Here is a 25,569-nt window from a genome sequence, read left to right as displayed (position 1 = left end):
AGCTAAATAACACCTCTGTAGGGCAGGAGACAGCGCGATGGCGGGACCACTGACAGGCTTGCGCGTACTGGATTTAAGCCGAGTGATGGCCGGACCCTGGTGTACGCAGATACTGGCCGATATGGGGGCTGAGGTTATTAAGATTGAGCACCCAACGCTGGGTGATGATACGCGTCACTGGGGGCCTCCCTGGTTAAAAGATAGCCAGGGCAAGGATACCGCCGAGTCGGCCTATTATCTTTCGGCCAATCGCGGCAAGCATTCAGTGACGGTCGATATTAGCCAGCCGGAAGGGCAGGCGTTGGTGCGCGAACTGGCAGCACAAAGCGATATTTTGGTGGAGAACTTTAAGAGTGGTGGGCTGGCGCGTAAAGGTCTCGATTACGCCACATTAGAGGCCATTAATCCGCGTCTGATTTACTGCTCGATCACCGGCTTCGGCCAGACGGGGCCCATGGCGTCTATGGCGGGCTATGATTATTTGATCCAAGCTCAGGCAGGGTTAATGAGCATAACCGGCGCCGCCGATGGGGAGCCTGGCGCCGGCCCTCAGCGCGTCGGCATGGCCGTCTCCGACCTGACCACGGGTATGAATGCCAGCATTGCCATTCTCGGTGCGCTGCATCATCGGCATTTGACCGGGGAGGGGCAGTATATTGATATGGCGCTGCTCGATGTGCAGGTCAGCTGGCTGGCTAATCAAGCGCTTAATTATTTCTGCAGCGGTAACTCTCCAACCCGTACTGGCGAGTACCATCCTAATCTCGTGCCTTACCAACCGTTTCCGACCGCTGACGGCGAAAAAGTGATTATCGCCATCGGCAACGATGGGCAGTTTAAGCGGTTTTGCGAGGCGGTCGAGCGGCCGGAACTGGCCGTTGATGTGCGCTTTAGCACCAACCCTGAGCGGGTCAAGCACCGGCTTGAGCTAATCCCGATTATGGTGGCGATCACGCGAACGCGCACTAGCGGTGAATGGATAGCGGCCTTAAGCACCATCAGCGTGCCTTGTGGGCCTATTCAGACGATTGCTCAAGTCTTTGATGACCCGCAGGTTAAAGCGCGCAATATGAAGATAGCGTTGGCATCTGAAGCGGGCGACGTGCCCGGTGTGGCTAATCCTATTAAGTATTCCAAAACACCCCTGGAATACTGCAAGCCTCCGCCTAAATTAGGCGAAGACACGGATCAAATCCTGCACAATTTACTGCATAAGAGCGCCTTAGATATCAGCGCTCTGCGTCAAAAAGGCGTGGTGAAATAAACGCTTAGCCGACGGTAACGCCGCCACACACGAATAGGGTCTGGCCCGTAATGAACCCGCTGCGCTCGTCGCAATAGAAACTGACTGCTTGGGCGACGTCTTCGGGCTGGCCCATACGCTGCAGAGGAATATTATCAATGATGCGACGGGCTCGTTCAGAGTCAGGCGGGTTGTTCTGCCAGAAAGCACTAGTCGCGATGGGGCCGGGGGCGACGCAGTTGACCGTGATGTTGTGCTGCGCAAGCTCTAGCGCCCAGGTTCTGGCCATGGACTGCAGCGCTCCCTTGGTGGCGCTGTAAACTGTACGGGCTTCTTTGCCTAGCACGACACGGCTGGTGTTCAACACGATGCGGCCCATACCGTTGGCTTTCATGGCCGGCAGTAGCGCCTGGGTGCAGACCAGCGCTGAGCGCGCATTGAGGTGCATTAACTTATCGAAGTCCTCAAGCTGCACCTCTTCAAGTAGTGCCGGTGCCACAATACCGACATTATTAACCAGCCGGGTCACCGAATAGCGTTCGGCAATGTCGGCCATCACGCGCCGAGTGGCATCCGCATCGGAAAGGTCGACTTGATGCGCGTGGGCCTTCAACGACGCCGCATCCGGCTCGACGATATCCACTACGATAACCTGATAGCCATCCTGCTGAAGCCGCAAGGCGATAGCTTCGCCAATGTTTCTGGCCCCGCCGGTAACCACCGCACAGTGTTTTGAGGTGCTTTCGTGTTGAGCAGAGTGTTGACTCATTCCGATATTCCCAGCCTATGTCGATCGAGTGAGCCTGCGCTTAGCGGGCAAGCAATCAGTGCTTTTTATGCATCGTTCTCGCGAACTGATGACGGGTGCTGACACAGCGGTTTTACCTGGATATCCATATAAGGAAACAGCGGTAAACCGCTAATAAGATCTTGCAGTTCCGCGTTGTCATTAACGTCAAAAATGCTGACATTGGCGTAACTGCCAGCCACCCGCCATAGATGGCGCCACTTACCCTGGCGCTGTAATTCCTGAGAGTAGGCTTTTTCTTTCGACTTAATCTCAGCGGCTTGCTCGGCCGGCATATCCGGCGGCAGTTTTACGGTCATTTCCACATGAAACAGCATCGTATGTCTCCCTTGGGTTCGCGTTACAGGGTGTTTTGGCGATTCAGGTAGGCTTGCCGCCAGCGCGCGATGTTGACCTCGGCAAATAGCTCCGCTTTATGGAACGGGTCAGCCTTAATGAAGCGTTCAGCTTCTTCGCGGCTTTCTAGATCGACTAAATAGAGGCCGCCAGAAGCCGTGGTGCCGTCGTCAGAAAGCTTGGCACCACAGGCCAACAATAGCGTGACGTTGGCGTCTAGATACTCTAAGTGGGCCTGGCGCACTTCCAGGCGTAGCGCCTGGTGGTCGGGCTTGTCGAACGTTTCGATGAGAAAGGGCATGCGCGAATCCTTTAGTAAGGTTAGTCAGCAGCGCTCTTTAGGCGCCAAGATAGCCCCAGATCATTACAGCGCTGGCATAGATGATTCCCAGATAAATCAGGATCAGCACCATATAGCCCATCACATCGCGTAACTTCAAGCCAGAGATAGCCAGTACCGGGAGGATCCAAAAGGGCTGAACCATGTTGGTCCACTGATCGCCTATCTGCACGGCCAGTGCCGTCGCTGCCTGGGAAGCACCCAGCTCTGTGGCGGCTTGCACCATGACCGGGCCTTGGACTGCCCACTGACCGCCACCAGAAGGGGCTAGCAAGTTGATAATGCCGCCGCTGATAAACGACCAGATAGGCAGCGTTTGTGCGCTGGAGATATCCACAAAGATATTAGCGAACGACACTACTAAGCCCGAGCCGACCAGAATACCCATGATCCCCGCGTAAAAAGGATATTGCACGATGATGCCGGAAACGATGCGTACCCCGTCTGCCAAGGCGGCTAGGTAGTGGGCCGGTGACGCAAACAGTAGTATGCCGAGGAAAAGGAAAGCGAAGTTGACCGTATTAAGGTTTAGCGAACCGCCATCAAACGCATACAGCGCGATATACAGCATACCCAGCAAGCCAATACCGATGCCCACCCATCTGCTGTGATTCATGCGCTCAGCAACGGTGACTTTTTCGCCTTTAGCCAGAGGGACTTCGGCAGGTTTAGCGACGGAGCTTGGATCGATTTCAACAATATCTGCGGCTTTTTTAGGGTGCAGCCAAGCATTGAAAAAGGGCAGGGTGAGAAGAATAAAGGCGCTGGTGATCAAAAGAATAGGCGAGAAGATTGTTTCGCTAAGCGGTATCAGCCCGATGGTGTCCTGAAGAAAGTGCCCTTCGGTGGCAATCAGCAGCGGCACGCTACCCGACAGGCCAATGCCATAAAGCGCAAAGCCTGAATACGCAGCGGCAATCACCAGAGGGTAGTGCAGGCCTTTCACGTTCAGTGCCAGCTTCTGAGCAACGATTCCGCCGATCACCAGCCCAAACCCCCAGTTCAACCAGCTCCCGATACCGCCTACCAGGGTCGCGACAACAATCGCCATAAAGGGTGTTTTAACGCGCGCAGCGATACGGTTGAGGGCACCGTCTACTAATGGCGTTTTGGCCAGAATATAGCCCGCTAAAAGGATAACCGTCATCTGCATGCTAAACGCGAGCAGGTCCCAGAAGCCGTTGCCCCAATAACGCACCGCATCCAATGGGCTGGTGCCCTGCATCAACACGGCTAATAGCATGGTCAGCACGGTCAGCAGTATGGCAATGACCAGAGGGTCAGGCATGTAGCGATTAACGAGCCGGGTGAAGAAATTGGCCAGCGCATTCATTGGTAAAGACCTCTATTGTCGGCATATTCGACATTGTCTACTATGTGCGCATAGCGTACATAAGTTCGTTTTGTGGTGTCATAGTTAACCCGCTTATGATTTTATTCAATGCGACGTTTGTCTAAGCCTAACTACAAAGCTCATCAGACGCCGTGAAGGGAGCAAAGCTAATGCAACAAGATTCATTGCAAGCCGTTGTGGTGGGGGCCGGCACGATGGGCACCACGCTAGCTAAGTTAATGGCTGCGCAGGGTGTTCACGTGGTGGTGGTGGATACCAACCCGCAGGTGCTGGAAGCCAGCCGCCTGAGCATGGGGGCGTGCGCTGCCGACGTCTGTTTCACCACTCAGTTGAAAATGAATCAGGCCCCAGATTTTGTGATCGAAAGCGTGACCGAGAATATCGCCATCAAGCAGAAGGTCGTGGCCCAAATCGAGGCCAGCGTGGCCGACACCACGATCATTATGACCAATACCTCGGGTATTCCTATCGACGATATCGGAAGTAGCCTGCGCCTACCGCAACGTTTTCTAGGTACGCACTTCTTTAATCCGGCAGACATTGTTCCTACCGTAGAAGTGGTTCCCGGTAGCCATACGGAGGCTGCGGTCGTGGAGACGACGTGTCGCTGGCTAAAACAGTTGGGAAAACGCCCAGCGGTACTCAATACCTGCGTGCCTGGGTTTGTCGCCAACCGAATTCAGCATGCCATCATGCGTGAATGTCTCTCGCTATTAGAGAAAGGCGTGGTAGAGGCCGAGGCGCTGGATGACATCGTGCAGTACTCCATCGGCGTGCGCATGGCGCTCAATGGCCCGCTATGCCAGCGTGACCTCAACGGGCTAGATATTCACCTGAATATCGCTCGCTACCTTTACCCGGATCTTGATGCGCGTGATGAACCTGCTGCGCTGCTTGAAGATTATGTTGCCCAGGGGCGTCTAGGTGCCAAGACCGGGCGCGGCTTTTACCGCTGGAGCGAGGAGTCCCGGGTGCAACATCAGACTCAGGAGCGAGAGAGCCTGCAACGTATTATTGCTATTGCCACACAGCATGAGCAAAAAGGAGAGTCATGAATCAGCCACGATGGAAACAGCGTCCTGAAGGCAGTAACTGGGGTGATTTCGGGCCCGATGATCAGCTAGGGCGGGTTAATCTGATTGGGCCTGAACAGGTGCTCAAAGGCGTTAAGGAAGTGCTTGAGGGCGTAACGTTCTGCCTGTCGCTGCCGCTGGATATTCCTGGTGGCAAGGTACTGAATCCTCGCCGCTCACCGCCCAAGCTGTCCCCCACGGCGCTCGGTGATGACCAGTACATCAATTTTCCTCTCGCCACTCATAGCCCAGGGTTACAGGACGTTATTAGTGACGATCAGGTTCAGCTCTCGCTGCAGTACTCCACACAGTGGGACTCGCTTGCCCATGTGGGCGCTCTGTTCGATGGCGATAATGACGGGCAGCCAGAGCGTCGCTATTACAACGGCTATTTGGCTGACCAGGATGTGCTCAATTTGAGTCAGCAGCCCCATCAACAGCATGGCTCTTATGCCCAGCGTTTGGGTGTTGAAAATATGGCCGTGCATGGTATGCAGGGCCGGGCCGTATTGGTTGATTTGGTTCGTGTGTTTGGCATGGGAAGAACGCTGGTAGGCCATGCGGCGCTGATGGCGGCGCTGGAGCAACTGAACGTGGTGATTGAGCGTGGCGATATGCTGGTATTGCGCACGGGCTTCGCAGAGGCGTTACTGGATATGCAAGGCAAGCCGCAGCCGGACGTGCTGAAAAATACTGGCGCCGTGCTCGACGGCAGCGATCAGGCCCTGCTGAAGTGGATCACCGACAGCGGAATTTCGGCCATCTGCGCTGATAATTACGCGGTAGAGAACATGGATCGCGAACTGGAGCCTGGCTGCTGCTCCAAGCTGCCCTTGCACCACCACTGCTTATTCAAGCTCGGCTTGCCGTTGGCGGAGCTGTGGTATCTGAAGGACTTAGCGCAATGGCTGCATAGCCGTGAACGTAATCGGTTCTTACTGACAGCGCCACCGCTGCGCTTACCCGGCGCGATAGGTTCACCGGTCACGCCGGTGGCTAGCGTATAGCGATTCAGTCATCTGCGCGGTTAAAACAGGTGAGTGGAGCGCCTTAGTGAGACTATACCTTGGTAGCAGGCGCGCTCATGAAGTGAACGCTAAAAAAGCTGATGAAATTATATAATAGTCTGAAAAATATGAATTTTAAGATAATTATTAGGAGCATAAATTTATCGATTAAACCTTAAGCTCCCGCAGTAGGGTTTGACCCGATTAGCGTTCGGCAGTAAATTGTTCGCATTAAGAATCTATGTTCGCAAGACGAACAGGATCCTGCGATTCGCCAACGACCTGCTAAGAGGCATCCTATATGGCCGAGTTTCTCAGCTTGCATGACGCGGTAGCGCGCTACGTCCAAGACGGCGCCACTGTAGCCATGGAAGGCTTTACCCACCTCATTCCTTTTGCTGCGGGCCATGAAGTCATCCGCCAGAAAAAGCGTGATCTAACGCTAATTCGAATGACGCCCGATATTATCTACGATCAGTTGATTGGCGCGGGCTGCGCGAAAAAAGTGATTTTCTCTTGGGGAGGTAATCCCGGCGTGGGCTCGCTACACCGTCTGCGCGATGCGGTTGAGAAAGGCTGGCCCCATAAGATCGATATTCTTGAGCATAGCCATGCGGCCATGGCCTGTGCTTTTGAAGCCGGGGCGGCAGGTTTACCGCTCGCGGTGCTGCGCGGCTATGTGGGCAGTGAGTTGCCTAGTGTGAACGACCAAATCAAGTTCATTGAATGCCCGTTTACCGGTGAGCGCTTGGCCGCTGTGCCATCAGTGCGTCCGGATGTGTCGATTATTCACGCCCAGCGCGCCGACCGCCAAGGCAACGTGCTGGTGGAGGGGATTGTCGGTGTACAAAAAGAAGCAGTGCTGGCGGCTAAGCACAGTATCGTCACCGTAGAAGAAATCGTTGATGACCTTAATACGCACCCTAATGCCTGCGTGATTCCCGGCTGGGCCATCAGCGCCATTGCGGTGGCTGAGAAAGGTGCGCTGCCCTCGTATACCCATGGCTATTACGGCCGCAGCAATCGCTTTTATAAAGAGTGGGATGCCATCGCCCGCGACCGCGATACCTTTACTGAATGGCTTGATGACAACGTGTTTAACGTGGGAGGCCGCGCCTGATGAATCTGGAATATAGCTCTTCAGAAATGATGTCAGTGACCGCGGCGCGGGCGCTTGAAAATGGCATGACCTGCTTTGTGGGCATCGGCTTGCCTTCTGAGGCCGCCAACTTGGCGCGGCTGACCCACGCGCCTGACGTGGTGCTGATCTATGAGTCTGGCACGCTACAAACCAAGCCTGAGATTCTGCCGCTTTCGATCGGCGATGGCGAACTGTGTGAGTCCGCGCTGACCACCGTGGCGGTACCGGAAATGTTCCGCTACTGGCTGCAGGGCGGAAAGGTCAATGTGGGATTCTTAGGCACTGCGCAAATCGACCGTTTTGCCAATCTGAATACCACGCTGATTGGCGATTACAAAGCGCCCAAAGTCCGCCTACCGGGCGGCGGCGGCGCGCCAGAAATTGCCACTAACGCAGGCGAAGTATTTATTACGCTTAAGCACAGCAGGCGGGCATTTGTTAAGGACGTTGATTTTGTGACTACGTTAGGCTTTGGTCGTGACGGGAAAGGGCGCGATAACGTACCCAATATTGGCAAAGGGCCTACCCGCGTGATTACTGACCTGTGCGTGATGAAACCCGATCCGGAGACGAAAGAGCTGGTGGTGGTATCGCTACATCCCGGCATTAGCCGCAGCGACGTAATGGATGCTACGGGGTGGGAAGTACGCTTTGCTGAACAGCTTGAAAGCACGCCTGAGCCCAGCGAAAAGGAGCTGACGATCTTACGCGAGTTGAAAGCACGTACTGAACGCGCTCACGCCGGCGAATAAGGAGTTTTTTATGAGTGATGTCGATATTAAAAACGTCTACCTTTGCCATCCCCGACGCACCGCCATCGGTCGTTTTGGCGGCACGTTAGCCGGCGTACGTCCCGATGATTTCGCCGCCACCATTTTTAAAGCCGTCCTGGCAGAAGCACCGGCTCTTGATCCCGCGGCGATTGAAGAAGTCTTTATGGGCTGCGCCAACCAGGCCGGTGACGATAACCGCAATGTGGCGCGTATGTCGTCGCTATTGGCGGGTATCCCCACCTCGGTACCTGGCACCACCATGAACCGCCTGTGTGGTTCGGGTATGGACGCGGTTGGCACGGCCTTTCGCGCCATTAAAGCGGGCGAGATGGCGCTGGCGCTTGCTGGTGGCGTTGAATCTATGTCCCGCGCACCCTATGTTATGGGCAAAGCCGATAGCGCCTTCTCTCGTGGCCAAAAAATTGAAGACACCACTATTGGCTGGCGCTTTATCAACCCGCTAATGAAGAAAGCTTACGGCGTTGACTCCATGCCGGAGACCGCAGAAAACGTCGCCGAGCAGTTCAATATCTCCCGGGAAGATCAGGATGCGTTTGCGCTGCGCTCGCAGCAGAAAGCCGCGACTGCCCAAAAAGCCGGGCGCTTTGCCCAAGAGATTACGGCGATTGAGATCCCGCGGCGCAAACAGGCGCCCCTGATATTTGATCAGGATGAGCATCTGCGGGAAACCACACTCGATAAGCTGGCGGGCTTAGCAACCCCCTTTCGTGAGGGCGGCAGCGTTACGGCGGGTAATGCCTCCGGTGTCAACGACGGTGCGGCGGCGATGCTGGTGGCCAGCGAAGCGGCGGTGAAACAGCACGGTCTTAAGCCAATAGCGAAAATTATTGGAATGGCCACCGCAGGCGTTGAACCGCGCATTATGGGCTACGGACCGGTACCAGCTGTACAGAAACTGCTGAAGCGTACCGGTGTTTCTATCGACGAGATCGATGTCTTCGAATTCAATGAAGCGTTCGCCGCTCAGGCGCTGGCCTGCATGCGCGACCTGGGCTTGCAAGACGATGACCCACGCGTGAATCCTAACGGCGGCGCGATTGCTCTTGGCCATCCACTGGGCATGTCAGGAGCACGTCTGCTCATGACGGCTGCGTTTGAGCTGCAAAACAGCGGCAAACGCTACGCGCTGTGCACCATGTGCGTGGGTGTTGGTCAGGGTATCGCAACGCTAATCGAACGGGTTTAACGGAGGCACTATGGCATTCCATATCATCAGCGGTCGCAGCGTGGCTTACCGGCTGCTCGGGGCAGAAGCCAATCCACTTGTGTTGCTGGCGCATCCGCTGGGCATGAGCCAAGCGGTATGGGATGACGTCATTCCTGCGCTGCTGCCTAGCTATCGAGTGCTCACCTGGGATCTACCCGGTCATGGTGCTAGCCAGGCAGTGGGCGGTAAGCGCATCAGCCCCGCTGATCTCGCCGCAGAGGCGCTTGCGCTGGTAGAGCTTGCAGGCGCTGCGCGCTTTCACTTCGCCGGCACCTCGATAGGCGGCGTGGTTGGTCAGCAGTTGATAGCCGAACATGCACATCGCCTGCTCTCCGTCACGCTAACCAACACCGGCGCGGTGATCGGCACTGCGGAGCTGTGGAGCACCCGTGCAGGCCGCGTGCGTCAGGAAGGCTTGGCGGCGATGGCCCAAGAGATTGTGCCGCGCTGGTTTGCACCGGCGGCGTTTGCGGCAAACCCCGCGTTGAAAGCCGGCTGGTGCACTCAAATGGGCCGTGGCGATGATGAGTCTTACGCCCAGCTGTGCGAAATGCTGGGGCGCGATAGCTTTATTGGAAAGCTGACCGGCAAGCACGCCAACGTACAGTTGTTGGGTGGCAGTGAAGATCTAGCCACGCCGCCTGCAACGCTGCAAGCGCTTTCAATGGAGCTTGACGGTGCTTCACTGATGGTTTTGGACGGCGTGGGCCACGTACCTTCAGTAGAAGCCCCGGTACTGTTCGCGCAAAAGCTTCTCAATGTACTGGCGGCTGATTAAGGCGATGTGCCCAAGCATTACTTGGGCTTTTAATGAACAAAGCGCTAGATAGTATTTTAGCTCAGAAATGTATAGCTAAAGCGCACGCTCTAACACTCAATGGCATTAACGGCCAATCCGCCCTTGGACGTTTCCTTGTACTTATCCAGCATGTCTTTTCCGGTGTCGCGCATCGTGCGGATGACTTTATCTAGGGAGATAAAGTGGGTGCCGTCGCCGCGCAGGGCCATCTGGGCGGCGTTGATCGCCTTGACGGTGGCAATGGCATTGCGCTCGATGCAGGGCACCTGAACCAGGCCGCCCACCGGGTCACAGGTCAGCCCCAGATTGTGCTCCAGGCCGATTTCGGCGGCGTTTTCGACCTGCTCAGGCGTGGCGCCCATGACTTCAGCCAAGCCCGCGGCGGCCATGGCGCATGCCGAGCCCACTTCGCCCTGGCAGCCTACTTCGGCGCCGGATATGGAGGCGTTCTTCTTGCATAGAATGCCGATTGCGCCGGCCGTAAGCAGGAAGTCCACCACGTTGCGCTCGCTGGCACCCGCCTGAAACTTCATGTAGTAGTGCAGCACGGCGGGAATGATCCCCGCTGCGCCGTTGGTTGGGGCGGTGACCATACGCCCACCGGCGGCATTCTCCTCGTTCACGGCGAGTGCGAAGATATTGACCCATTCCATAGCGGAAAAGGTAGAGGCAATCAGGCAGTCGTTCTGCTCGGCCGCCTGCAGGCGTTGGTGAAGCTGCCTTGCCCGGCGCTTGACGTTAAGCCCGCCGGGTAAGATTCCTTCATGGATTAGCCCGTTATCAATGCACTCGCACATGACCTGCCAAATGCGCCAAAGTTCGTCTCTGACCTCCTGCTCGCCGCGCCAGGTTTTCTCGTTTTCCAGCATCAGGCGGCTAATGCTCATGTTTTCGCGTTTGCACATGGCCAGAAGCTCTTCCGCGGAGTTGAAATCGAAGGGGATCTCGGCCGTATCCATGTCTTCAAGCTTGGCATCTACCTGATTCTGATCGACCACAAAGCCGCCGCCTACCGAGTAATAGGTATTGGCGGTCAGCAGGCTGTCGTCCTCAGCAAAGGCACAAAGCTTCATAGCATTAGGGTGGTGGGGCAGGCTCTCTTCATGAAAGATAATGTCCCGATCCCAAACAAAAACAACATCTTTCTGGCGGCCCAGCGACAGGCCGCGAGTGTCTTTTAACGCCTCTACGGTCGGCAAGATAATCGAGGGGTCGATGGTGTCAGGCCGCTCTCCCAACAAGCCCATGACAATGGCGTGGTCGGTTCCATGGCCAATGCCTGTGGCGGAAAGCGAGCCATACAGGTGCACTTCCAGGCGGCCCACCTGGTCCAGTATCTGGCTATCGCGCAGAACCGTCGCAAACTTGAAGGCTGCCATCATGGGGCCGACTGTATGCGAGCTGGATGGGCCGACGCCAATCTTGAAAAGATCGAAAACACTGATAGGCATGGAAGACCTCTAATTGGGAATAAAAAAGCCGGCTCATCAGGTTTAAGACAGGATAAACATGCATTAATGCCGCATTATTTACCGATCGTCAAAACCGATGAACAGACTTAACTATTGTGTTGCTGGCTTTAGTGAAAAACGTCGCGTTATGCATGATACGCGATCAGTTGCCGAACACGACCGTGCGCCCGTTATGCAGGAAAACCCGTCGCTCAAGATGGTAACCAATAGCCCTGGCCAGCGTCAGGCACTCTATATCGCGCCCTTTGGCAACCAGGTCCTCAGGGTAGTGCGCATGATCAACCGGCTCTACCCCTTGGGCGATAATCGGCCCCTCATCAAGATCGTTATTGATGTAGTGCGCCGTGGCGCCGACCAGCTTAACGCCCTTGTCATAGGCCTGGTGGTAAGGTTTCGCGCCTTTGAAGCCCGGCAGCAGCGAGTGGTGAATATTGATGGCTCGCCCGCTCAGAAGCTCGCACATGCGCGGCGATAGCACCTGCATGTAGCGCGCCAAAATCACCAGCTCCGCCCCGGTGCCTTCAATAATATCGAGTACCTGGGTCTCTTGCTCAGCCTTGGTGTCGGGCGTGATGGGCAAATGATAATAAGGCAGGTCGTGCCAGCTCGCGAGCGGCTCAAGATCCGGATGATTGGAGATGATCGCCTTGATATCTAGCGACAGCTGCCCGGTACGGTAGCGGTAGAGCAGATCGTTTAAACAGTGATCCGCTTTGGACACAAGAATAACGGCACCCGTTCGCTTGGCCGGCGGGGTCAATTCAAACGTCATGCCGAACTCAGCCGCGCGGTGTTCAAAATTTTCCTGAAACGTCTGCTCGTTGAAGGCATCAAGCTCGGGGCGAAACTCCGCCCGAATAAAGAAACGCTCGCCTAGCCGATCATCGAAGGAGTTAAGTTCGGTGATATAGCAGTACTGCTCCTTTAAAAAGCGGGTCACGACATCGACCGTGCCCAAAATACTGGGGCATTGGGCGGCAAGTATCCAGGTATCCGTCATTCGGCTCATGGCGCTTCTCTTTCATCAGCTTAATCAGTAAGTCAGGGCAGGCCAGCGATGCCGGCCTGTGGCTTATTATTGTGTGTCGATGCCATATTCCGCCGAGGCGTCAAGCAGCCAGCGGTAGCAGTAGTCGGCAAAGCTGCGGCGCACCACCAGCTCCCAGTGCGTCTCGGAAGGGCGGCGCAGGACAACGGTGGCCTTGGCAAAGACCGTGGTAACGCCCTTTCCCACCAGGAAAGCATTGGGATGCACATCGTAGGGCGTCGATTTCATCAGCACGTCGCGGGCGTTCTCGCCGCTAAGTGTCAGTACCGTCTGGCCGCCACTCGCGTTGACGATGCCGTAGTGGGCATCGCCAAGCGCACGGCGCAGCGCATTTTCCAACGCAAACTCCTCGCCGCCTGGCACGATCACCAGCCACTCATCGGGCGACAGCCACTGAATCGAGCGCTCGCCGCTGTCATCAAACGCAAGCGCGTTGGGCTTGGCCGGTAGGCTAATGCCGAGCGTTGCGCGAACCGCCTCATCCAGCACGATAGCGCCACCACGCAGCACCAGGTGGCCTAGCAAGGCTTTTTCACGCAGCACAATGCCTGTGTGTAGGCCGTTGGCGCGGGGCGCCGGGTGCTGCTGATAGCTCCACGCCAGGGGAGACTCAACTGACGGGTGACCGTCAGGCACGGTGTTGAACTCTCGCACGTTAGACATGCTGGCGTTCTCCTTTTGGGTCGATAAACACAGGGCTTACGATTTCGGCTTCATGCACCGTGCCGTCCGCCATGGGGATATACACGGCTTGGCCCATTCGCTCGTGACCACCCATCACCACGGCCAGGGCAAAGCCATGTATGAGCGACGCACTGTAATAACTGGAGGTCACGTGGCCCTTCATATCCATAGGAATCGACTGTTTTCCGTCAAACACGATCTGCGCGCCTTCTTCCAGCACTACAGTGGGATCCTTGGGCTTCAGGCCGACAAACTGTTTGCGATCCTGGCGGCGAGTATCCGGGCGTGACAGGGCCCGCTTGCCGATCCATGGGAAGGGCTTGTCGTAACCGATGGCCCACTGCATGCCGAGGTCTTCCGGGGTCACCGAGCCGTCGGTATCCTGCCCCACGATGATCAGGCCTTTCTCGGCGCGCAGTACGTGCATGGTCTCGGTGCCGTAGGGCGTCAGGTCATACTTCTTGCCGTGCTCAAAGAGTTTTTTCCAGACGTGCATGGCGTAGTTGGCCTGCACGTTGATTTCAAACGCCAGCTCCCCGGTAAACGAGATACGGAAGATACGCGCGGGCACTTCGGCGACCGTCGCATCGCGCCAATCCATGAACTTGAAGTTCTCTTTATCAAGATCCATATCCGTTAGCTCGGAAAGCAGCTTACGCGCATCCGGGCCGGTTACGGTCATGGTCGCCCAGTGGTCGGTTACCGAATTGAAGTAGACCTGAAGCTCGGGCCATTCGGTTTGGTGCCACAGCTCCAGCCATTCCAGCACGCCTGCTGCGCCACCGGTGGTGGTGGTCATCAGGAAGTGGTTATCGCCCAGACAGCTGGTGGTGCCGTCGTCCATCAGCATACCGTCGTCTTTACACATCAGGCCGTAGCGCACGCGCCCGGGGGCTAGCTGGGCCCACTTGTTGGTATAGATGCGGCCCAGGAACTCGCGGGCATCCGGGCCTTGAATATCGATCTTGCCCAGGGTGGAGGCATCGAGAATGCCCACGCCTTCGCGCACCGCCAGGCACTCGCGAGCCACCGCTTCGTGCATGGTTTCTTTTTTACCGTTGACCAAGCGAGGAAAGTACCAGGGGCGTTTCCACTGCCCCACGTCCTCGAATTCGGCACCGTTTTCCACGTGCCACTCGTGCAGCGCGGTGTAGCGTTTGGGATCAAACAGTTCGCCGCAGTGGCGACCAACGATAGCGCCAAAGGTAACCGGCGTGTAGTTGGGCCGGAAAACGGTGGTGCCTACTTCAGGAATCGATCGACCCAGGCAGCGTGCAGCAATCGCCATACCGTTGATGTTACCCAGCTTGCCCTGGTCGGTACCAAAGCCCAGTGCGGTGTAGCGCTTGACGTGTTCGATGGATTCAAAGCCTTCGCGGGTGGCCACTTCAATGCCCGCGGCGGTGACATCGTTTTGCAGGTCAACAAACTGCTTGGGGGCACGTAGGGCGCTCTTTTCATGGGGCACCTGATAAAGTGCGCAGGCCGGAGCGTCGCGTCGCGCCTGAGTAGCCGGCAGCACGATATCCTGAGCGTTGTTAAAGCCACTTTCCAGCGCGGCCAGGCGGCCAGCGCGAGCGCCATCAGCCAGTGTCTCGCTCAACGCATAGTAACCGGCCACACCGCCTACCGATTGCATGCCCCTGACCTTGCCGGGTATAAAGCCCAGCAGCTCATCATTCCAGATGGGCCGCGTACCGGTGTGTGAAGACAGGTGAACCACCGGGCTATAGCCGCCAGAGCTTGCGATGGTATCGCACACAAGTTCTTCGACCTTCCCGGTCACCGCATGGCGCTTGAGATCAATGGCGGAAACCCGTGCCCCGGTGACGCGCTGGTTGCCACGCGACTCAATCACGGCACTGCCGGTGATAACGCGAATACCGCTGTCGCGGGCCTGACGAACCAGGTCGCCGTCGGGGGTGGCCCGCGCATCGACAATCGCGACGACCTTGCGCCCAGCCTCTTTCCAGTCAAGCGCGGCACGATAGGCGTGGTCGTTGCTGGTGGTGAGCACCAGGCTGTTGCCGGGCACCACCGCATAGCGGCGGATGTAGTTGGAGACCGCTCCGGCGAGCATATTGCCTGGCAGGTCATTGTTGGCATACACCAGCGGGCGCTCGTGGGTGCCGCTGGCCAGCACCACCTGGGCGGCGCGCACGCGGTGCAGCCGTGCCCGCGACTCATCGGGGAAGCCCGCTTCACGAGCAGTATCGGCCAGGTGCTCGGTACGCCGCTCGTGCAGCGTGACAAAGTTGTGATCGTGATAACCGTTAGCGGTGGTGCGCGGCAACAGCATCACGGTTTCCATACCAGCAAGCTCGTTGAGTGTCTGCTTAATCCAGCGCGACGCGGCGATACCATCAAGGGTCTCGCGGCTGTCCAGCAGCGAGCCGCCCATTTCTTCTTGCTCGTCGCACAGGATAACGCGGGCGCCGGCACGGGCGGCGGTAAGCGCCGCGGCAAGACCCGCCGGACCCGCACCAATCACCATCACATCGCAGTGATGATGCATGTGATCGTAGATATCGGGGTCGGATTCAGTGGGTGCGCGGCCCAGGCCCGCGCCCATGCGGATGTACTTCTCATAGGTCATCCACATTGAGGCAGGAGCCATGAAGGTTTTGTAGTAGAACCCCGGCGGCATGAAGTTACCACCCAGGCGGCCTACCCAGCTCATTACGTCACGCTGGACGTTAGGCCAGCCGTTAGTGCTACGCGCCACCAGACCGTTATACAGGCCTTGCTGGGTGGCACGGACGTTGGGCACCTGAGTGTTATCCCGGGCGCCTAGCTGGACGACCGCATTGGGCTCTTCAGCACCTGCGGCGACAATCCCGCGAGCGCGTGAGTACTTGAAGCTGCGGTTGACGATATCCACGCCATTGGCGAGCAGTGCCGAGGCCAGCGTGTCGCCCTTAAAACCTTGGTAGCTATGGCCGTTAAAGGTGAACTCAAGCACCTGGGAGCGATCGACGCGACCGCCGGCATCAATACGATTTTTCTGGGTCATGACGAAGCCTCCTCGTTCAGTGCCTTGCTTTCAGGGCGTGCGCCCACGGTCTGCCAGCCACCATCGGCCGTTTGAACGCCTTGTTCGTGACGAACGTTGGGCGTTGCCGCCGTAATGGTCGGCTGCTCACCCATGGGGTAAGTTTCAAGAATCTCGTAGGTCACCGTGTTGCGGGTGATATTGAAAAACTTGCGACAGCCCACTGAGTGCACCCACATTTCGTGGTGAATGCCGCGCGGGTTGTTGCGGAAGAACAGGTAGTCGCCCCACTCTTCGTCGTTGGTATTGTCCGGGTCGGAGGGGCGCATCAGGTGGGCCTGGCCGCGAGCGTGGAACTCCTCTTCCTCGCGATGCTCCTTGCAGTAAGGGCATAAGATATAAAACATGATGGGCTCTCCTTAGTGCGCCACGCCAGCAGCGCCGTGTTCATCGATCAGCGCACCGGTATGGAAACGATCGATGGAAAAAGGCGCAGCGATGGGATGCATTTCACCTTTGGCCAGACTCGCGGCGAAAATATGTCCGGAGCCGGGGGTCGCCTTGAAGCCACCGGTGCCCCAGCCACAGTTGAAATACAGACCCTTGACCTTTGTCTTGGACAGAATCGGGCAGGCATCAGGGCAGGTATCTACAATGCCGCCCCACTGGCGGTTCATGCGTACCCGGGAGAACATCGGGAACATCTCAACGATGGCCTGAAGGGTGTGCTCAATGGTCGGGTAGCTGCCGCGCTGGCCGTAGCCTATGTAGCCGTCGATACCGGCACCGATGACCAGATCGCCTTTGTCGGACTGACTGATATAGCCGTGAACGTGGTTGGACATGGTGACGGTGTTGAGAATTGGCTTGAGCGGCTCGGAGACCAGCGCCTGCAGCGGATGCGACTCTAGCGGCAGTTTGATGCCCGCCATGTTGGCCAGCACGCCGGAATTACCCGCCGCAACACAGCCCACGGTGTTGGCTTCGATATCGCCGCGATTGGTATGGACGCCGAGCACCTTGCCGTCACGAATCTTGAAGCCGGTGACTTCGGTATTCTGCAAAAGGTCGACACCCAGCGCGTCGGCGGCGCGAGCATATCCCCAGGCGACCGCGTCGTGGCGTGCAACGCCCGCGCTCTTCTGCCAGGAAGCCCCCATGATCGGGTAGCGGGCGCGGGTGGAGATATCCAGCTCAGGCTCGATCTCCTTGATCTGCTGGGGGGTGACCACCTCACTGTCGATGCCGTTCAGGCGGTTGGCGTGAACGCGGCGCTGAATGTCGCGCATATCCTGCAAGGTGTGGCCCAGGTTGAGCACGCCGCGCTGGGAAAACATCACGTTGTAGTTCAGATCCTGGGAAAGGCCTTTCCATAGATCCAGCGAGTGGTTATAGAGCCGTCCCGCTTCATCCCACAGGTAGTTGGAACGTACGATGGTCGTATTACGTGCGGTATTACCCCCGCCCAGCCAGCCTTTTTCGACCACGGCGACATTTTTGACGCCGAACTCTTTTGCCAGGTAGTAGGCGGTGGCTAGCCCGTGGCCGCCACCGCCGACGATAATGACGTCGTAGCGCTTTTTAGGTTCGGGGTTGCGCCACTGGCGCTCCCAGTTTTCGTGGTGCCCGAGCGCATGTTTGACCAGTCCGAAGCCGGAATAACGTTGCATAAAGTTTCTCCTTGATCGGCTCCGTGGAGCCCGCTGCGGCTATCGTCAGGCGACTGAGGTTGCGCTATCGGCCACTTGCTCACTCGTGGTTTGGGCTTGGCCATACACCGGGTAGTGGGCGCACAGATCAGAGACGTTTTCGCGCACCTGGTTTTCTACCGCCGTGGTGTCCTGCTGGTCGGCAAGTACGTCCAGAATGTCGCAGATCCAGCCAGCTAACTGTTCGCAGTCCGCCTCTACCATCCCGCGAGTGGTCACCGCCGGCGTGCCGATGCGCAGACCCGACGTAACGAAGGGGCTTTGCGGGTCGTTGGGCACGGTATTCTTGTTGACCGTGATATGTGCACGCCCAAGTGCCGCATCGGCATCTTTACCGGTAATGCCTTGCTTGATCAGCGAGACCAGGAACAGGTGATCGTCGGTACCGCCGGAAACGACGTCAAAGCCGCGCTCAACGAAGACGCGGGCCATGGTGCGGGCGTTTTCGATGACCTGGCGCTGATAGTTGACGAAACCCTGATTCATGGCCTCCTTGAACGCGACGGCCTTGGCGGCGATCACATGCATCAGCGGGCCGCCCTGCTGGCCGGGGAATACCGCGCCGTTGAGCTTTTTGTACAGCGTCTCGTCGCCATCGGCCGACAGAATCAAGCCGCCGCGCGGGCCGCGCAGTGTCTTGTGAGTCGTGGTAGTTACGACATGGGCGTGGGGCAGCGGGCTTGGGTAGAGCCCGGCGGCCACCAGCCCGGCTACGTGGGCCATATCAACCATCAGATAGGCACCAACTTCATCGGCGATGGTGCGAAAACGACGCCAGTCAACGACCCGTGAATAGGCCGAAAAGCCAGCAATGATCATTTTCGGCTGATGCTCGCGCGCCAGACGATCGACTTCTTCGTAGTCGATCTCACCGGTGCCTTCAACCAAGCCGTACTGGATAGCGTTGTAGTGCTTGCCCGAGAAGTTCGGCGCCGCGCCATGAGTCAGGTGGCCGCCGTGGGCCAGACTCATGCCCAGGATGGTGTCGCCGGGGCTTACCAGCGCCATGAACACAGCCGCATTGGCTTGAGCGCCGGAGTGGGGCTGTACGTTGGCATAATTGGCGCCAAAGAGACTACATGCCCGCTCGATCGCCAGCGCTTCAACCTTGTCGACGAATTCACAGCCGCCGTAATAGCGCTTGCCCGGATAGCCTTCCGCATATTTGTTGGTCAACTGAGTGCCCTGGGCTTCCATGACCAGTTTGCTGGTGTAATTCTCAGAAGCAATCAGTTCGATATGGGCTTCTTGACGCACTGTCTCTTCAGCAATTGCCGAAGCAAGTGCTGTGTCGTAGTGAGCCAAGCGGGCGTCGGGAGAAAAATTGTTGTGAGCCATCTGCGTCTCCATGCTAGTCGCTTTTTTCGATACGGAAGTCTTTTAGCGTCGGTAATCACATCACCGATCAACGCTATCCTGCAGCGATAGTATCGTTGGGCCTTTCCCCCAAGATGCTTGCCGACGTCACCGCTCGGCGTATTTGCGACATTGGCCTGAATTTTTTATGGGGCTTTATGAGGCGTCGCCCATTTATTGTTCGACGTCGCTTATGAGTAATTGTGGGGGGGCCGGGTGCGTCATGCTGCGGCAACAGGTTGATGTTTTTAGTTGGCCTGCTTGTTCGGAAGCACTTTTCGCAGGTGCTTCAAATACGCCAGCTCGATTCAAGAATAATGATGCCAGCGCAGTTATTGAGAGCGTTCTTGAGACTGCGCCAGTGCCCAGAAGAGAGGATTCCGCATGTCCAACAATCGTGGTGTTGTTTATATCGGCGACGGTAAGGTCGAAGTTCAGGATATCGCCTACCCGAAAATGGAAACGCCCAATGGCAAGCCCATTGATCACGGCGTCATTTTGAAAGTGGTTTCAACGAATATTTGTGGCTCCGACCAGCACATGGTGCGCGGGCGGACCACGGCGCCTGCGGGTATGGTGCTGGGCCATGAGATCACCGGTGAGGTGATCGAGAAGGGCAAGGGCGTTGAATTCCTCAGCATTGGCGATATTGTGTCAGTGCCTTTCAACGTGGCCTGTGGCCGCTGCCGTACCTGCAAGGAAGGTCATACCGGCCTTTGCCTGCATGTTAACGATGATCGTGCGGGCGGTGCCTACGGCTATGTCGACATGGGCGGCTGGGTAGGCGGGCAGGCGCACTACGTGATGGTGCCTTACGCCGACTTCAATCTGCTCAAGTTCCCGGATCGCGACCAGGCCATGACTCAGATCCGCGATTTGACCATGCTGAGCGATATTCTCCCGACCGGTTTCCACGGCGCTTTGAAAGCCGGCGTGGGTGCGGGTTCTACGGTTTACGTTGCCGGCGCAGGCCCGGTGGGGCTAGCCGCAGCAGCCTCGGCGCGCCTGTTAGGGGCGGCCGTGGTAATGATTGGTGACTTCAATCAGCAGCGCCTGGAGCACGCTCGCAAGATGGGTTTTGTGCCGATTGATCTGAGCAAGCATGACCGTCTGGGCGAAATGATTGCCGCGGTGGTCGGCGAGCCCAGCGTTGACAGCGCCATTGATGCAGTCGGTTTTGAGGCGATCGGACACGGCGGTAAGGAGCAGCCGGCGGTGGTGCTTAACCAGATGATGGAAGTTACCCGTGAGGGTGGCTCCATCGGCATTCCGGGGCTTTACGTGACCGAAGATCCGGGCGCAACCGAGAAAGCCGCGCAAACTGGTAATCTGAGCCTGCGCTTTGGCCAGGGCTGGGCCAAGGGGCTCTCTTTCCATACAGGCCAGACGCCGGTGGTACAGTACAACCGCCAACTGATGCAAGCCATCCTGCACGGGCGCTTGAACATTGCCGAGATCGTTAATGCGCAGGTTATTTCGCTTGAAGATGCACCGACCGGCTACGAGCAGTTCGATGCGGGCGTGGCGAGCAAGTTTGTACTCGACCCCCATGGAATGCTGGGCGTTGCCTAATTAAGCGTCGAAAGAACGGTTAATCAACGCTGAAAATGCTCATGGCCAAAGGCCATGAGCATTTTTTTGTGTCTACTTATGGTGAGTTAGCGGCATAAAAAACGGATACCGAAGCACGTCGGTATCCGCTTTTGGAAGACCTGCTTGAAGAGCATCGGCTTGCCGCGTTAGAAATCGACCACCAGATCGCCTTTCGGTTTGCTGCAGCAGGACAGGATGTAGCCCTCTTCAATATCCTCGTCGGTAATGCCGCCGTTGTGTTCCATTTCCACTTCACCGGATTTCAGTTCCACCCGGCAAGTGCCGCAGATGCCCATACCGCAGGCCTTGGGAATATGCAGGCCCAGCTTGGCCGCCGCCGCGTGCACCGTCTCGCCTGGCTGAATACGCACGCTTTTGTTCGATTGGGCGAATTCGATATTGATCAGGTCCTCGGGCTCGGCCTGCTCGGCTGCCACTTCGGCCTGTTCGGCAAGCTCCAGGACATCTTCCTGAACGTCCATCGGCGTGGCGCCAAACGACTCTTCATGGTAGTGATCCATGTCGTAGTTGTTAGCGCGTAAAATCGCCTTGATGGCGTTCATATAGGGCGTCGGGCCACAGCAGAATATTTCTCTTTCCAGAAAATCCGGTGCCATCAGCTCAAGCATGGGCTGGGTCAGAAAGCCCCGGTAGCCGGCCCACGCCTCGCCAATATCGTCTTTCTTTTCGCACACGATATGCAGCTTGAACTCGGGAATACGCGAGAACATATGCACTAGCTCGCGGTGATAGATGACGTCACGTGGCGCCCGTGCACTGTGAATAAACTCGACGTCTACGTTGGCATTGGTATCGAAGAACCAGCGGGTCATCGACATCAGTGGGGTAATGCCCACTCCGCCGGAGAGGAACAGCACCTTTTCGGCAGGAAAGTCGATTGAGTTAAAGTTACCCACCGGGCCATGGACTACCAGCTCGTCGCCTACCTTGAGGTTGGCGTGCAGCCAGTTGGAGACATGGCCGCCTGGCACCTGCTTGACCGTGATTGAAAAACTATAAGGCACAGAGGGAGAGCTTGAGATCGTATAGGAGCGCATGATCGGCTGAGTGTCTATTTCAAGCTCCAGCGTCACAAACTGGCCCGGCTTGAAGAAGAACATTACCGGCTGTTCAGCCATAAAGCAGAACGTGCGAACGTCAAAGGTTTCCTGAATGATCTTGACGCACCGCACATGGTGGCGACCGTTGGTCCAGGTCTGGGTCGTGACGGGATTGAAGAAGTTCATTGTCATCGTCGTCTCAATATGGCTGTGCTATCGGGTTGCCTTCACCGGCCCGTCCTGTTTGCACGGCCCAGCACCATTACCCTGCATTCTGGGTACGCGCTTTGCGGCCAGCTTGCCTGTTAGCGACACACGCTTACCTTGCAACACCTTCTGCTGATCAAAAATCTCCGCTTACGTCGTCGCCACGCCACATAGTGTCGTGGGCAGATAATTGACGGCAAAAGCCCTGCACCACAATCCATCAATAAGTAACAAGCGCTGCGCGCTTCACACAATCGCCAGGTTACGCAACTTAACAACAAGACAATCACGTTTGGTTAACGACCCTGTCGCCGTCCTGAGTAAGGGAGGCGGTGTTAAAAAGGATATCTGGTATGAACAAGACAATGGATTACACACACAACGACCCACTGGCATTCATGCGTGAAGCGACGGTTGATATGCTGCAGTCCCGGGCGAGCGCCTTTTCTCTACCCCAACCGTTCTACAACGATGCCCGCCTGTTTGCGCTCGATATGCAGGAAGTCTTTGAAAAGGAATGGCTATTTGCGGACATGATCTGTGAGATCCCGGCCAAGGGCAATTTCATGACGTTAGAGATCGGTGACAACCCGATTGTTATCGTGCGCGGCGGCGAAGGTCAGATTCATGCGTTTCATAACGTATGTCGCCACCGCGGTTCACGGCTGTGCACCAAGGACAAGGGTAAAGTCGCCAAGCTGGTGTGCCCCTACCACCAGTGGACCTATGAGCTCGATGGCCGGTTGCTGTTTGCCGGAAGCGATATGGGCACTGACTTCGATCTTAATCAGTTTGGTTTGAAGCCCGTCAGCGTGTGTACCGCCGGCGGCTTTGTGTTTATCAACCTGAGTGATAACCCGCCGGCCATCGATGATTTTCTGGTCACCCTTGAGCATTACCTTGAGCCGTACCAGATGGATAACGTCAAGGTCGCCGCTGAGTCGAGCATTATCGAGCAGGCTAACTGGAAGCTGGTCATCGAAAACAACCGTGAGTGCTACCACTGTAACGGCGCGCACCCGGAGCTGCTTAACTCGCTGATCGAGTTTGACGATACCGAAGACCCGCGTGCGACAGATAAGTACAAGGATCTGGTAACCCGCAAGCAGGCCGACTGGAACGGCGAGCAGATACCCTGGCAGCTAAAACGCTTTGGCAAGCGCAATCGCGTGACGAGAACGCCGCTACTCGATGGCGTGGTCTCCATGACCATGGACGGCAAGCCGGGCTGCCAGAAGCTCATGGGCCGGCTGACCAGCCCGGATATGGGATCGCTGCGCATTCTGCACCTGCCCAACTCCTGGAACCATTTCATGGGTGATCATGCCGTGGTGTTTCGGGTGTTGCCGCTCGGCCCACAGCAAACCATGGTCACCACCAAATGGCTGGTGCATAAGGATGCGGTGGAAGGCGTGGATTACGATCCTGAAAACATGCGCCGCGTATGGGATGCCACCAACGATCAGGATCGCCAGCTGGTGGAAGAGAACCAGCGCGGCATCAATTCAAAGGCCTACCAGCCCGGGCCTTATTCACAAACCTATGAGTTTGGGGTTATCGACTTTATCGACTGGTACGCCGAGTGCATGCTCACCAACTTGGGCAGCGATAGCGTAGCGCTACAGTTGGCCCAGGGCTAGAACGCTTTTATAACAAACGGGCCCGTGCTGGCGGGCCCGCTGTCAGGCGCTATTTATCCATTACTGATTAGCCATCACTCAAAGGGCAGGAAACGCTCAATTGCTTGGCGTACCGACGGTAGCATGATGGCTTGCTGTGCCATGAGTTCGTGGACCAGTGCAGGGAGTCCTGGAACCGCTTTTTGCTGATGCGCCTGTGCCGCGATACGCGCACATGTATCGGGGTCGGCACCATCAGGAATATCGATACCCAGCGCGGTTAGGCGCGCTCGAAAATCGTCACCATCAATCAGTTCCACAATCATCATGACGGCACCCTCTCACGTGTTGGTCGTTTGGCCTGTCAGTGTACCCGTAACTGGCCGCTAATACCCCGTTGGGCGTTGCCAAAAGCTGGTCGATCGAGCATTTCGACTGGTTGTTCATGATTGCGGGCAATATGTTTGTGGTGTTCTGTCTCGTGTTGATCTGTTTGCCACTTGGGCGGATACGCCTGGGCGGCAGCAAAGCGAAACTGGAGTACTCGCGCATCTCCTGGTCTCCCCTAAGCCAGTGATCCACTGTTACGCTTAACCGCTCGCCCCTTCGGTGGGCGGTTATCTTTTTTGCCGATCAGGAGTCAGACCCATGCAGCTAAGTGCTTATCAACGCGGCTTGCTTATGGTGGTACTGGGGGTGATATTCCTCAGCTTTGATGGCCTGCTGATTCGCCTTGCTGATACTGATGGCTGGACCATCGTGTTCTGGCGCGGTTTTTTGATGTTCAGCGTGCTGGGGTTGTTGTCCCTTGTAGGCAATCGGCTGGTCAGGCTGCGCGTCAATCCGTTCGCCTCACTGGTCTCGGCAATACTGCTTGGGCTGATTTCGGCGCTTTTCGTGCTGGCGGTGATGAACGCCAACGTAGCTAACGTGGTGGTGATTCTTAGTACCGCGCCTCTGTTCGCCGCGCTGTTTTCGCGGGTTTTTCTCAACGAGCGTGTTGCCTTGCGAACGCTGGTGGCGATTGTCATCAGCATGCTAGGCATGAGCCTGGTCTTTATGGGCGAGGGCGCCACGGGGATGCTGGTGGGCAACTTGTATGCCCTGGCGGCGGCGCTGGCAATCGGGGGCAATCTGACGGTGCTGCGTTGTTATCCAAATATTGACCGTATCGTGGTGATTGCCGGCGGGGGCTTGCTTTCGGCGGCTATTGCATTGCCCTTGGCTGCGCCGTTTTCGCTGGATGTCCCGCGCTACGGCGTGCTCGCGGTGATGGGGCTTATTCAGATGCCGCTGGCCACGGTGCTAATCAACAGCGCTACCCGCTATCTGCCATCGACGGAAGTGGCACTTTTCTATTTGGTGGAAACAGCGCTGGGCACGTTGTGGGTGTGGTGGTGGCTGGGCGAGGAGCCTACGGCCTCGACGCTGGCGGGCGGGGCGGTGGTTATCACCGTTTTGGTGGTGCACGCGGGGATCGGCCTGCATCGTGAAAGGCAGCGTTTGCGGCTGTATCCGGGGTTTGTGGGTAAATAACCAAAAACCGAAGGAGGAGGGCTTGAACCCGAGAGGGAATGCCGAAGATGCAGGGGCATTTTTCGGCCATGGCTAAAGACCCCCGCTACGGGTTACTCCTGACCACGCCGAGCATCGTGCAGAATCTGGCCAGTTCCAAACTGTTCAGCCCGCCTTGTTAGGCGGGTTGAACGGTTGTGAAAGGTGACGT

23 protein-coding genes and 1 pseudogene are annotated in these 25,569 nt (G+C 57.0%); 11 read left to right on the top strand and 13 right to left on the bottom strand.

The genetic code is table 11. From position 1 onward, the window contains the following. The first annotated feature begins 37 nt into the window (after positions 1-37). Positions 38-1,264, top strand: coding sequence for a CaiB/BaiF CoA transferase family protein (locus tag ACT3TR_RS08280; protein WP_444624847.1), 1,227 nt, complete (start codon positions 38-40; stop codon positions 1,262-1,264). Positions 1,265-1,268: 4 nt separating this feature from the next. Here the strand turns inward: ACT3TR_RS08280 and ACT3TR_RS08275 are convergent, their stop codons facing one another. The 4 genes from ACT3TR_RS08275 to ACT3TR_RS08260 form a co-directional block, all read right to left on the bottom strand. Further along, entirely contained in the window at positions 1,269-2,012 is a 744-nt protein-coding gene (locus tag ACT3TR_RS08275) for an SDR family NAD(P)-dependent oxidoreductase (protein ID WP_096276934.1), read from the bottom strand. A gap of 65 nt (positions 2,013-2,077) precedes the next feature. Continuing rightward, on the bottom strand, positions 2,078-2,368 hold the full coding sequence (gene catC, locus ACT3TR_RS08270; RefSeq protein WP_096276936.1) for a muconolactone Delta-isomerase: 291 nt from the start codon (positions 2,366-2,368) through the stop codon (positions 2,078-2,080). Between the two features lie 23 nt (positions 2,369-2,391). Further along, on the bottom strand, positions 2,392-2,688 hold the full coding sequence (locus ACT3TR_RS08265; protein ID WP_444624848.1) for a YciI family protein: 297 nt from the start codon (positions 2,686-2,688) through the stop codon (positions 2,392-2,394). Between the two features lie 37 nt (positions 2,689-2,725). Further along, complete coding sequence (locus ACT3TR_RS08260; protein ID WP_193063026.1) at positions 2,726-4,060, bottom strand: short-chain fatty acid transporter; 1,335 nt, start codon at positions 4,058-4,060, stop codon at positions 2,726-2,728. A gap of 170 nt (positions 4,061-4,230) precedes the next feature. Between ACT3TR_RS08260 and ACT3TR_RS08255 the strand changes: the two genes are divergently transcribed. From ACT3TR_RS08255 to ACT3TR_RS08230, 6 genes are all read left to right on the top strand, one after another. Further along, complete coding sequence (locus ACT3TR_RS08255; protein WP_444624849.1) at positions 4,231-5,136, top strand: 3-hydroxyacyl-CoA dehydrogenase NAD-binding domain-containing protein; 906 nt, start codon at positions 4,231-4,233, stop codon at positions 5,134-5,136. Further along, the gene (locus tag ACT3TR_RS08250) at positions 5,133-6,161 is read left to right on the top strand and encodes a cyclase family protein (RefSeq protein WP_441684471.1); all 1,029 of its coding nucleotides are present in this window, start codon (positions 5,133-5,135) and stop codon (positions 6,159-6,161) included. Before ACT3TR_RS08255 ends, ACT3TR_RS08250 begins: the two co-directional genes overlap by 4 nt. A gap of 301 nt (positions 6,162-6,462) precedes the next feature. Next, positions 6,463-7,281 carry a CoA transferase subunit A gene (locus ACT3TR_RS08245; RefSeq protein WP_441684470.1) on the top strand — a complete coding sequence of 273 codons (819 nt, stop codon included), beginning with the start codon at positions 6,463-6,465 and terminating at the stop codon, positions 7,279-7,281. Continuing rightward, positions 7,281-8,054, top strand: coding sequence for a CoA-transferase subunit beta (locus tag ACT3TR_RS08240; RefSeq protein ID WP_441684469.1), 774 nt, complete (start codon positions 7,281-7,283; stop codon positions 8,052-8,054). The genes ACT3TR_RS08245 and ACT3TR_RS08240 overlap by 1 nt, the downstream gene beginning before the upstream one ends. A gap of 25 nt (positions 8,055-8,079) precedes the next feature. Next, the gene (gene pcaF, locus ACT3TR_RS08235; protein WP_441684484.1) at positions 8,080-9,282 is read left to right on the top strand and encodes a 3-oxoadipyl-CoA thiolase; all 1,203 of its coding nucleotides are present in this window, start codon (positions 8,080-8,082) and stop codon (positions 9,280-9,282) included. A gap of 10 nt (positions 9,283-9,292) precedes the next feature. Beyond that, positions 9,293-10,081: an alpha/beta fold hydrolase gene (locus tag ACT3TR_RS08230; RefSeq protein WP_441684468.1), complete on the top strand. Its 789-nt coding sequence runs from the start codon at positions 9,293-9,295 to the stop codon at positions 10,079-10,081. Between the two features lie 89 nt (positions 10,082-10,170). On the opposite strand, the gene ACT3TR_RS08225 is transcribed toward ACT3TR_RS08230, so the two are convergent. The 7 genes from ACT3TR_RS08225 to glyA form a co-directional block, all read right to left on the bottom strand. After that, on the bottom strand, positions 10,171-11,553 hold the full coding sequence (locus ACT3TR_RS08225) for an L-serine ammonia-lyase (RefSeq protein WP_193063142.1): 1,383 nt from the start codon (positions 11,551-11,553) through the stop codon (positions 10,171-10,173). A gap of 163 nt (positions 11,554-11,716) precedes the next feature. Next, complete coding sequence (purU, locus tag ACT3TR_RS08220) at positions 11,717-12,583, bottom strand: formyltetrahydrofolate deformylase (protein ID WP_193063144.1); 867 nt, start codon at positions 12,581-12,583, stop codon at positions 11,717-11,719. A 66-nt stretch (positions 12,584-12,649) separates the two neighbouring features. After that, a complete protein-coding gene (locus ACT3TR_RS08215) occupies positions 12,650-13,285 on the bottom strand; it encodes a sarcosine oxidase subunit gamma (protein ID WP_441684467.1) in 636 nt (211 codons plus the stop codon). Continuing rightward, positions 13,278-16,319, bottom strand: coding sequence for a sarcosine oxidase subunit alpha family protein (locus ACT3TR_RS08210; RefSeq protein WP_444624850.1), 3,042 nt, complete (start codon positions 16,317-16,319; stop codon positions 13,278-13,280). Before ACT3TR_RS08210 ends, ACT3TR_RS08215 begins: the two co-directional genes overlap by 8 nt. Then, positions 16,316-16,705 (bottom strand): sarcosine oxidase subunit delta, encoded by a 390-nt coding sequence (locus tag ACT3TR_RS08205; RefSeq protein WP_441684465.1) that lies wholly within the window; start codon positions 16,703-16,705, stop codon positions 16,316-16,318. Before ACT3TR_RS08205 ends, ACT3TR_RS08210 begins: the two co-directional genes overlap by 4 nt. A 12-nt stretch (positions 16,706-16,717) precedes the next feature. Beyond that, positions 16,718-17,968: a sarcosine oxidase subunit beta family protein gene (locus tag ACT3TR_RS08200; RefSeq protein ID WP_444624851.1), complete on the bottom strand. Its 1,251-nt coding sequence runs from the start codon at positions 17,966-17,968 to the stop codon at positions 16,718-16,720. 45 nt (positions 17,969-18,013) lie between these two features. After that, positions 18,014-19,345: a serine hydroxymethyltransferase gene (glyA, locus tag ACT3TR_RS08195; protein ID WP_444624852.1), complete on the bottom strand. Its 1,332-nt coding sequence runs from the start codon at positions 19,343-19,345 to the stop codon at positions 18,014-18,016. A 402-nt stretch (positions 19,346-19,747) separates the two neighbouring features. On the opposite strand from glyA, the gene fdhA reads away from it, so the two are divergent. Next, positions 19,748-20,935, top strand: a complete 1,188-nt coding sequence (gene fdhA / locus ACT3TR_RS08190; protein WP_096276971.1) for a formaldehyde dehydrogenase, glutathione-independent — start codon at positions 19,748-19,750, stop codon at positions 20,933-20,935. 167 nt (positions 20,936-21,102) lie between these two features. On the opposite strand, the gene ACT3TR_RS08185 is transcribed toward fdhA, so the two are convergent. Then, a complete protein-coding gene (locus ACT3TR_RS08185; protein WP_096276974.1) occupies positions 21,103-22,209 on the bottom strand; it encodes a hybrid-cluster NAD(P)-dependent oxidoreductase in 1,107 nt (368 codons plus the stop codon). Between the two features lie 368 nt (positions 22,210-22,577). Between ACT3TR_RS08185 and ACT3TR_RS08180 the strand changes: the two genes are divergently transcribed. Further along, positions 22,578-23,864, top strand: a complete 1,287-nt coding sequence (locus ACT3TR_RS08180) for an aromatic ring-hydroxylating oxygenase subunit alpha (RefSeq protein WP_444624853.1) — start codon at positions 22,578-22,580, stop codon at positions 23,862-23,864. A gap of 74 nt (positions 23,865-23,938) precedes the next feature. Here ACT3TR_RS08180 and ACT3TR_RS08175 read toward each other — a convergent pair whose 3' ends face one another. Continuing rightward, positions 23,939-24,172, bottom strand: a complete 234-nt coding sequence (locus ACT3TR_RS08175) for a hypothetical protein (protein WP_096276978.1) — start codon at positions 24,170-24,172, stop codon at positions 23,939-23,941. A gap of 53 nt (positions 24,173-24,225) precedes the next feature. Here ACT3TR_RS08175 and ACT3TR_RS08170 point away from each other — a divergent pair. Beyond that, positions 24,226-24,402 (top strand): annotated as a pseudogene (locus ACT3TR_RS08170) (BCCT family transporter); the annotation flags it as partial. Positions 24,403-24,491: 89 nt separating this feature from the next. Beyond that, on the top strand, positions 24,492-25,379 hold the full coding sequence (locus ACT3TR_RS08165) for a DMT family transporter (RefSeq protein ID WP_096276980.1): 888 nt from the start codon (positions 24,492-24,494) through the stop codon (positions 25,377-25,379). The last annotated feature ends 190 nt before the right edge of the window (positions 25,380-25,569 follow it).

This window comes from Halomonas sp. AOP12-B1-6 (assembly GCF_052379225.1).
Lineage (GTDB): Bacteria > Pseudomonadota > Gammaproteobacteria > Pseudomonadales > Halomonadaceae > Vreelandella > Vreelandella casei.
The sequence above is the reverse complement of the archived record's forward strand: the minus strand, read 5'-3'. Positions and strand labels throughout refer to the sequence as shown.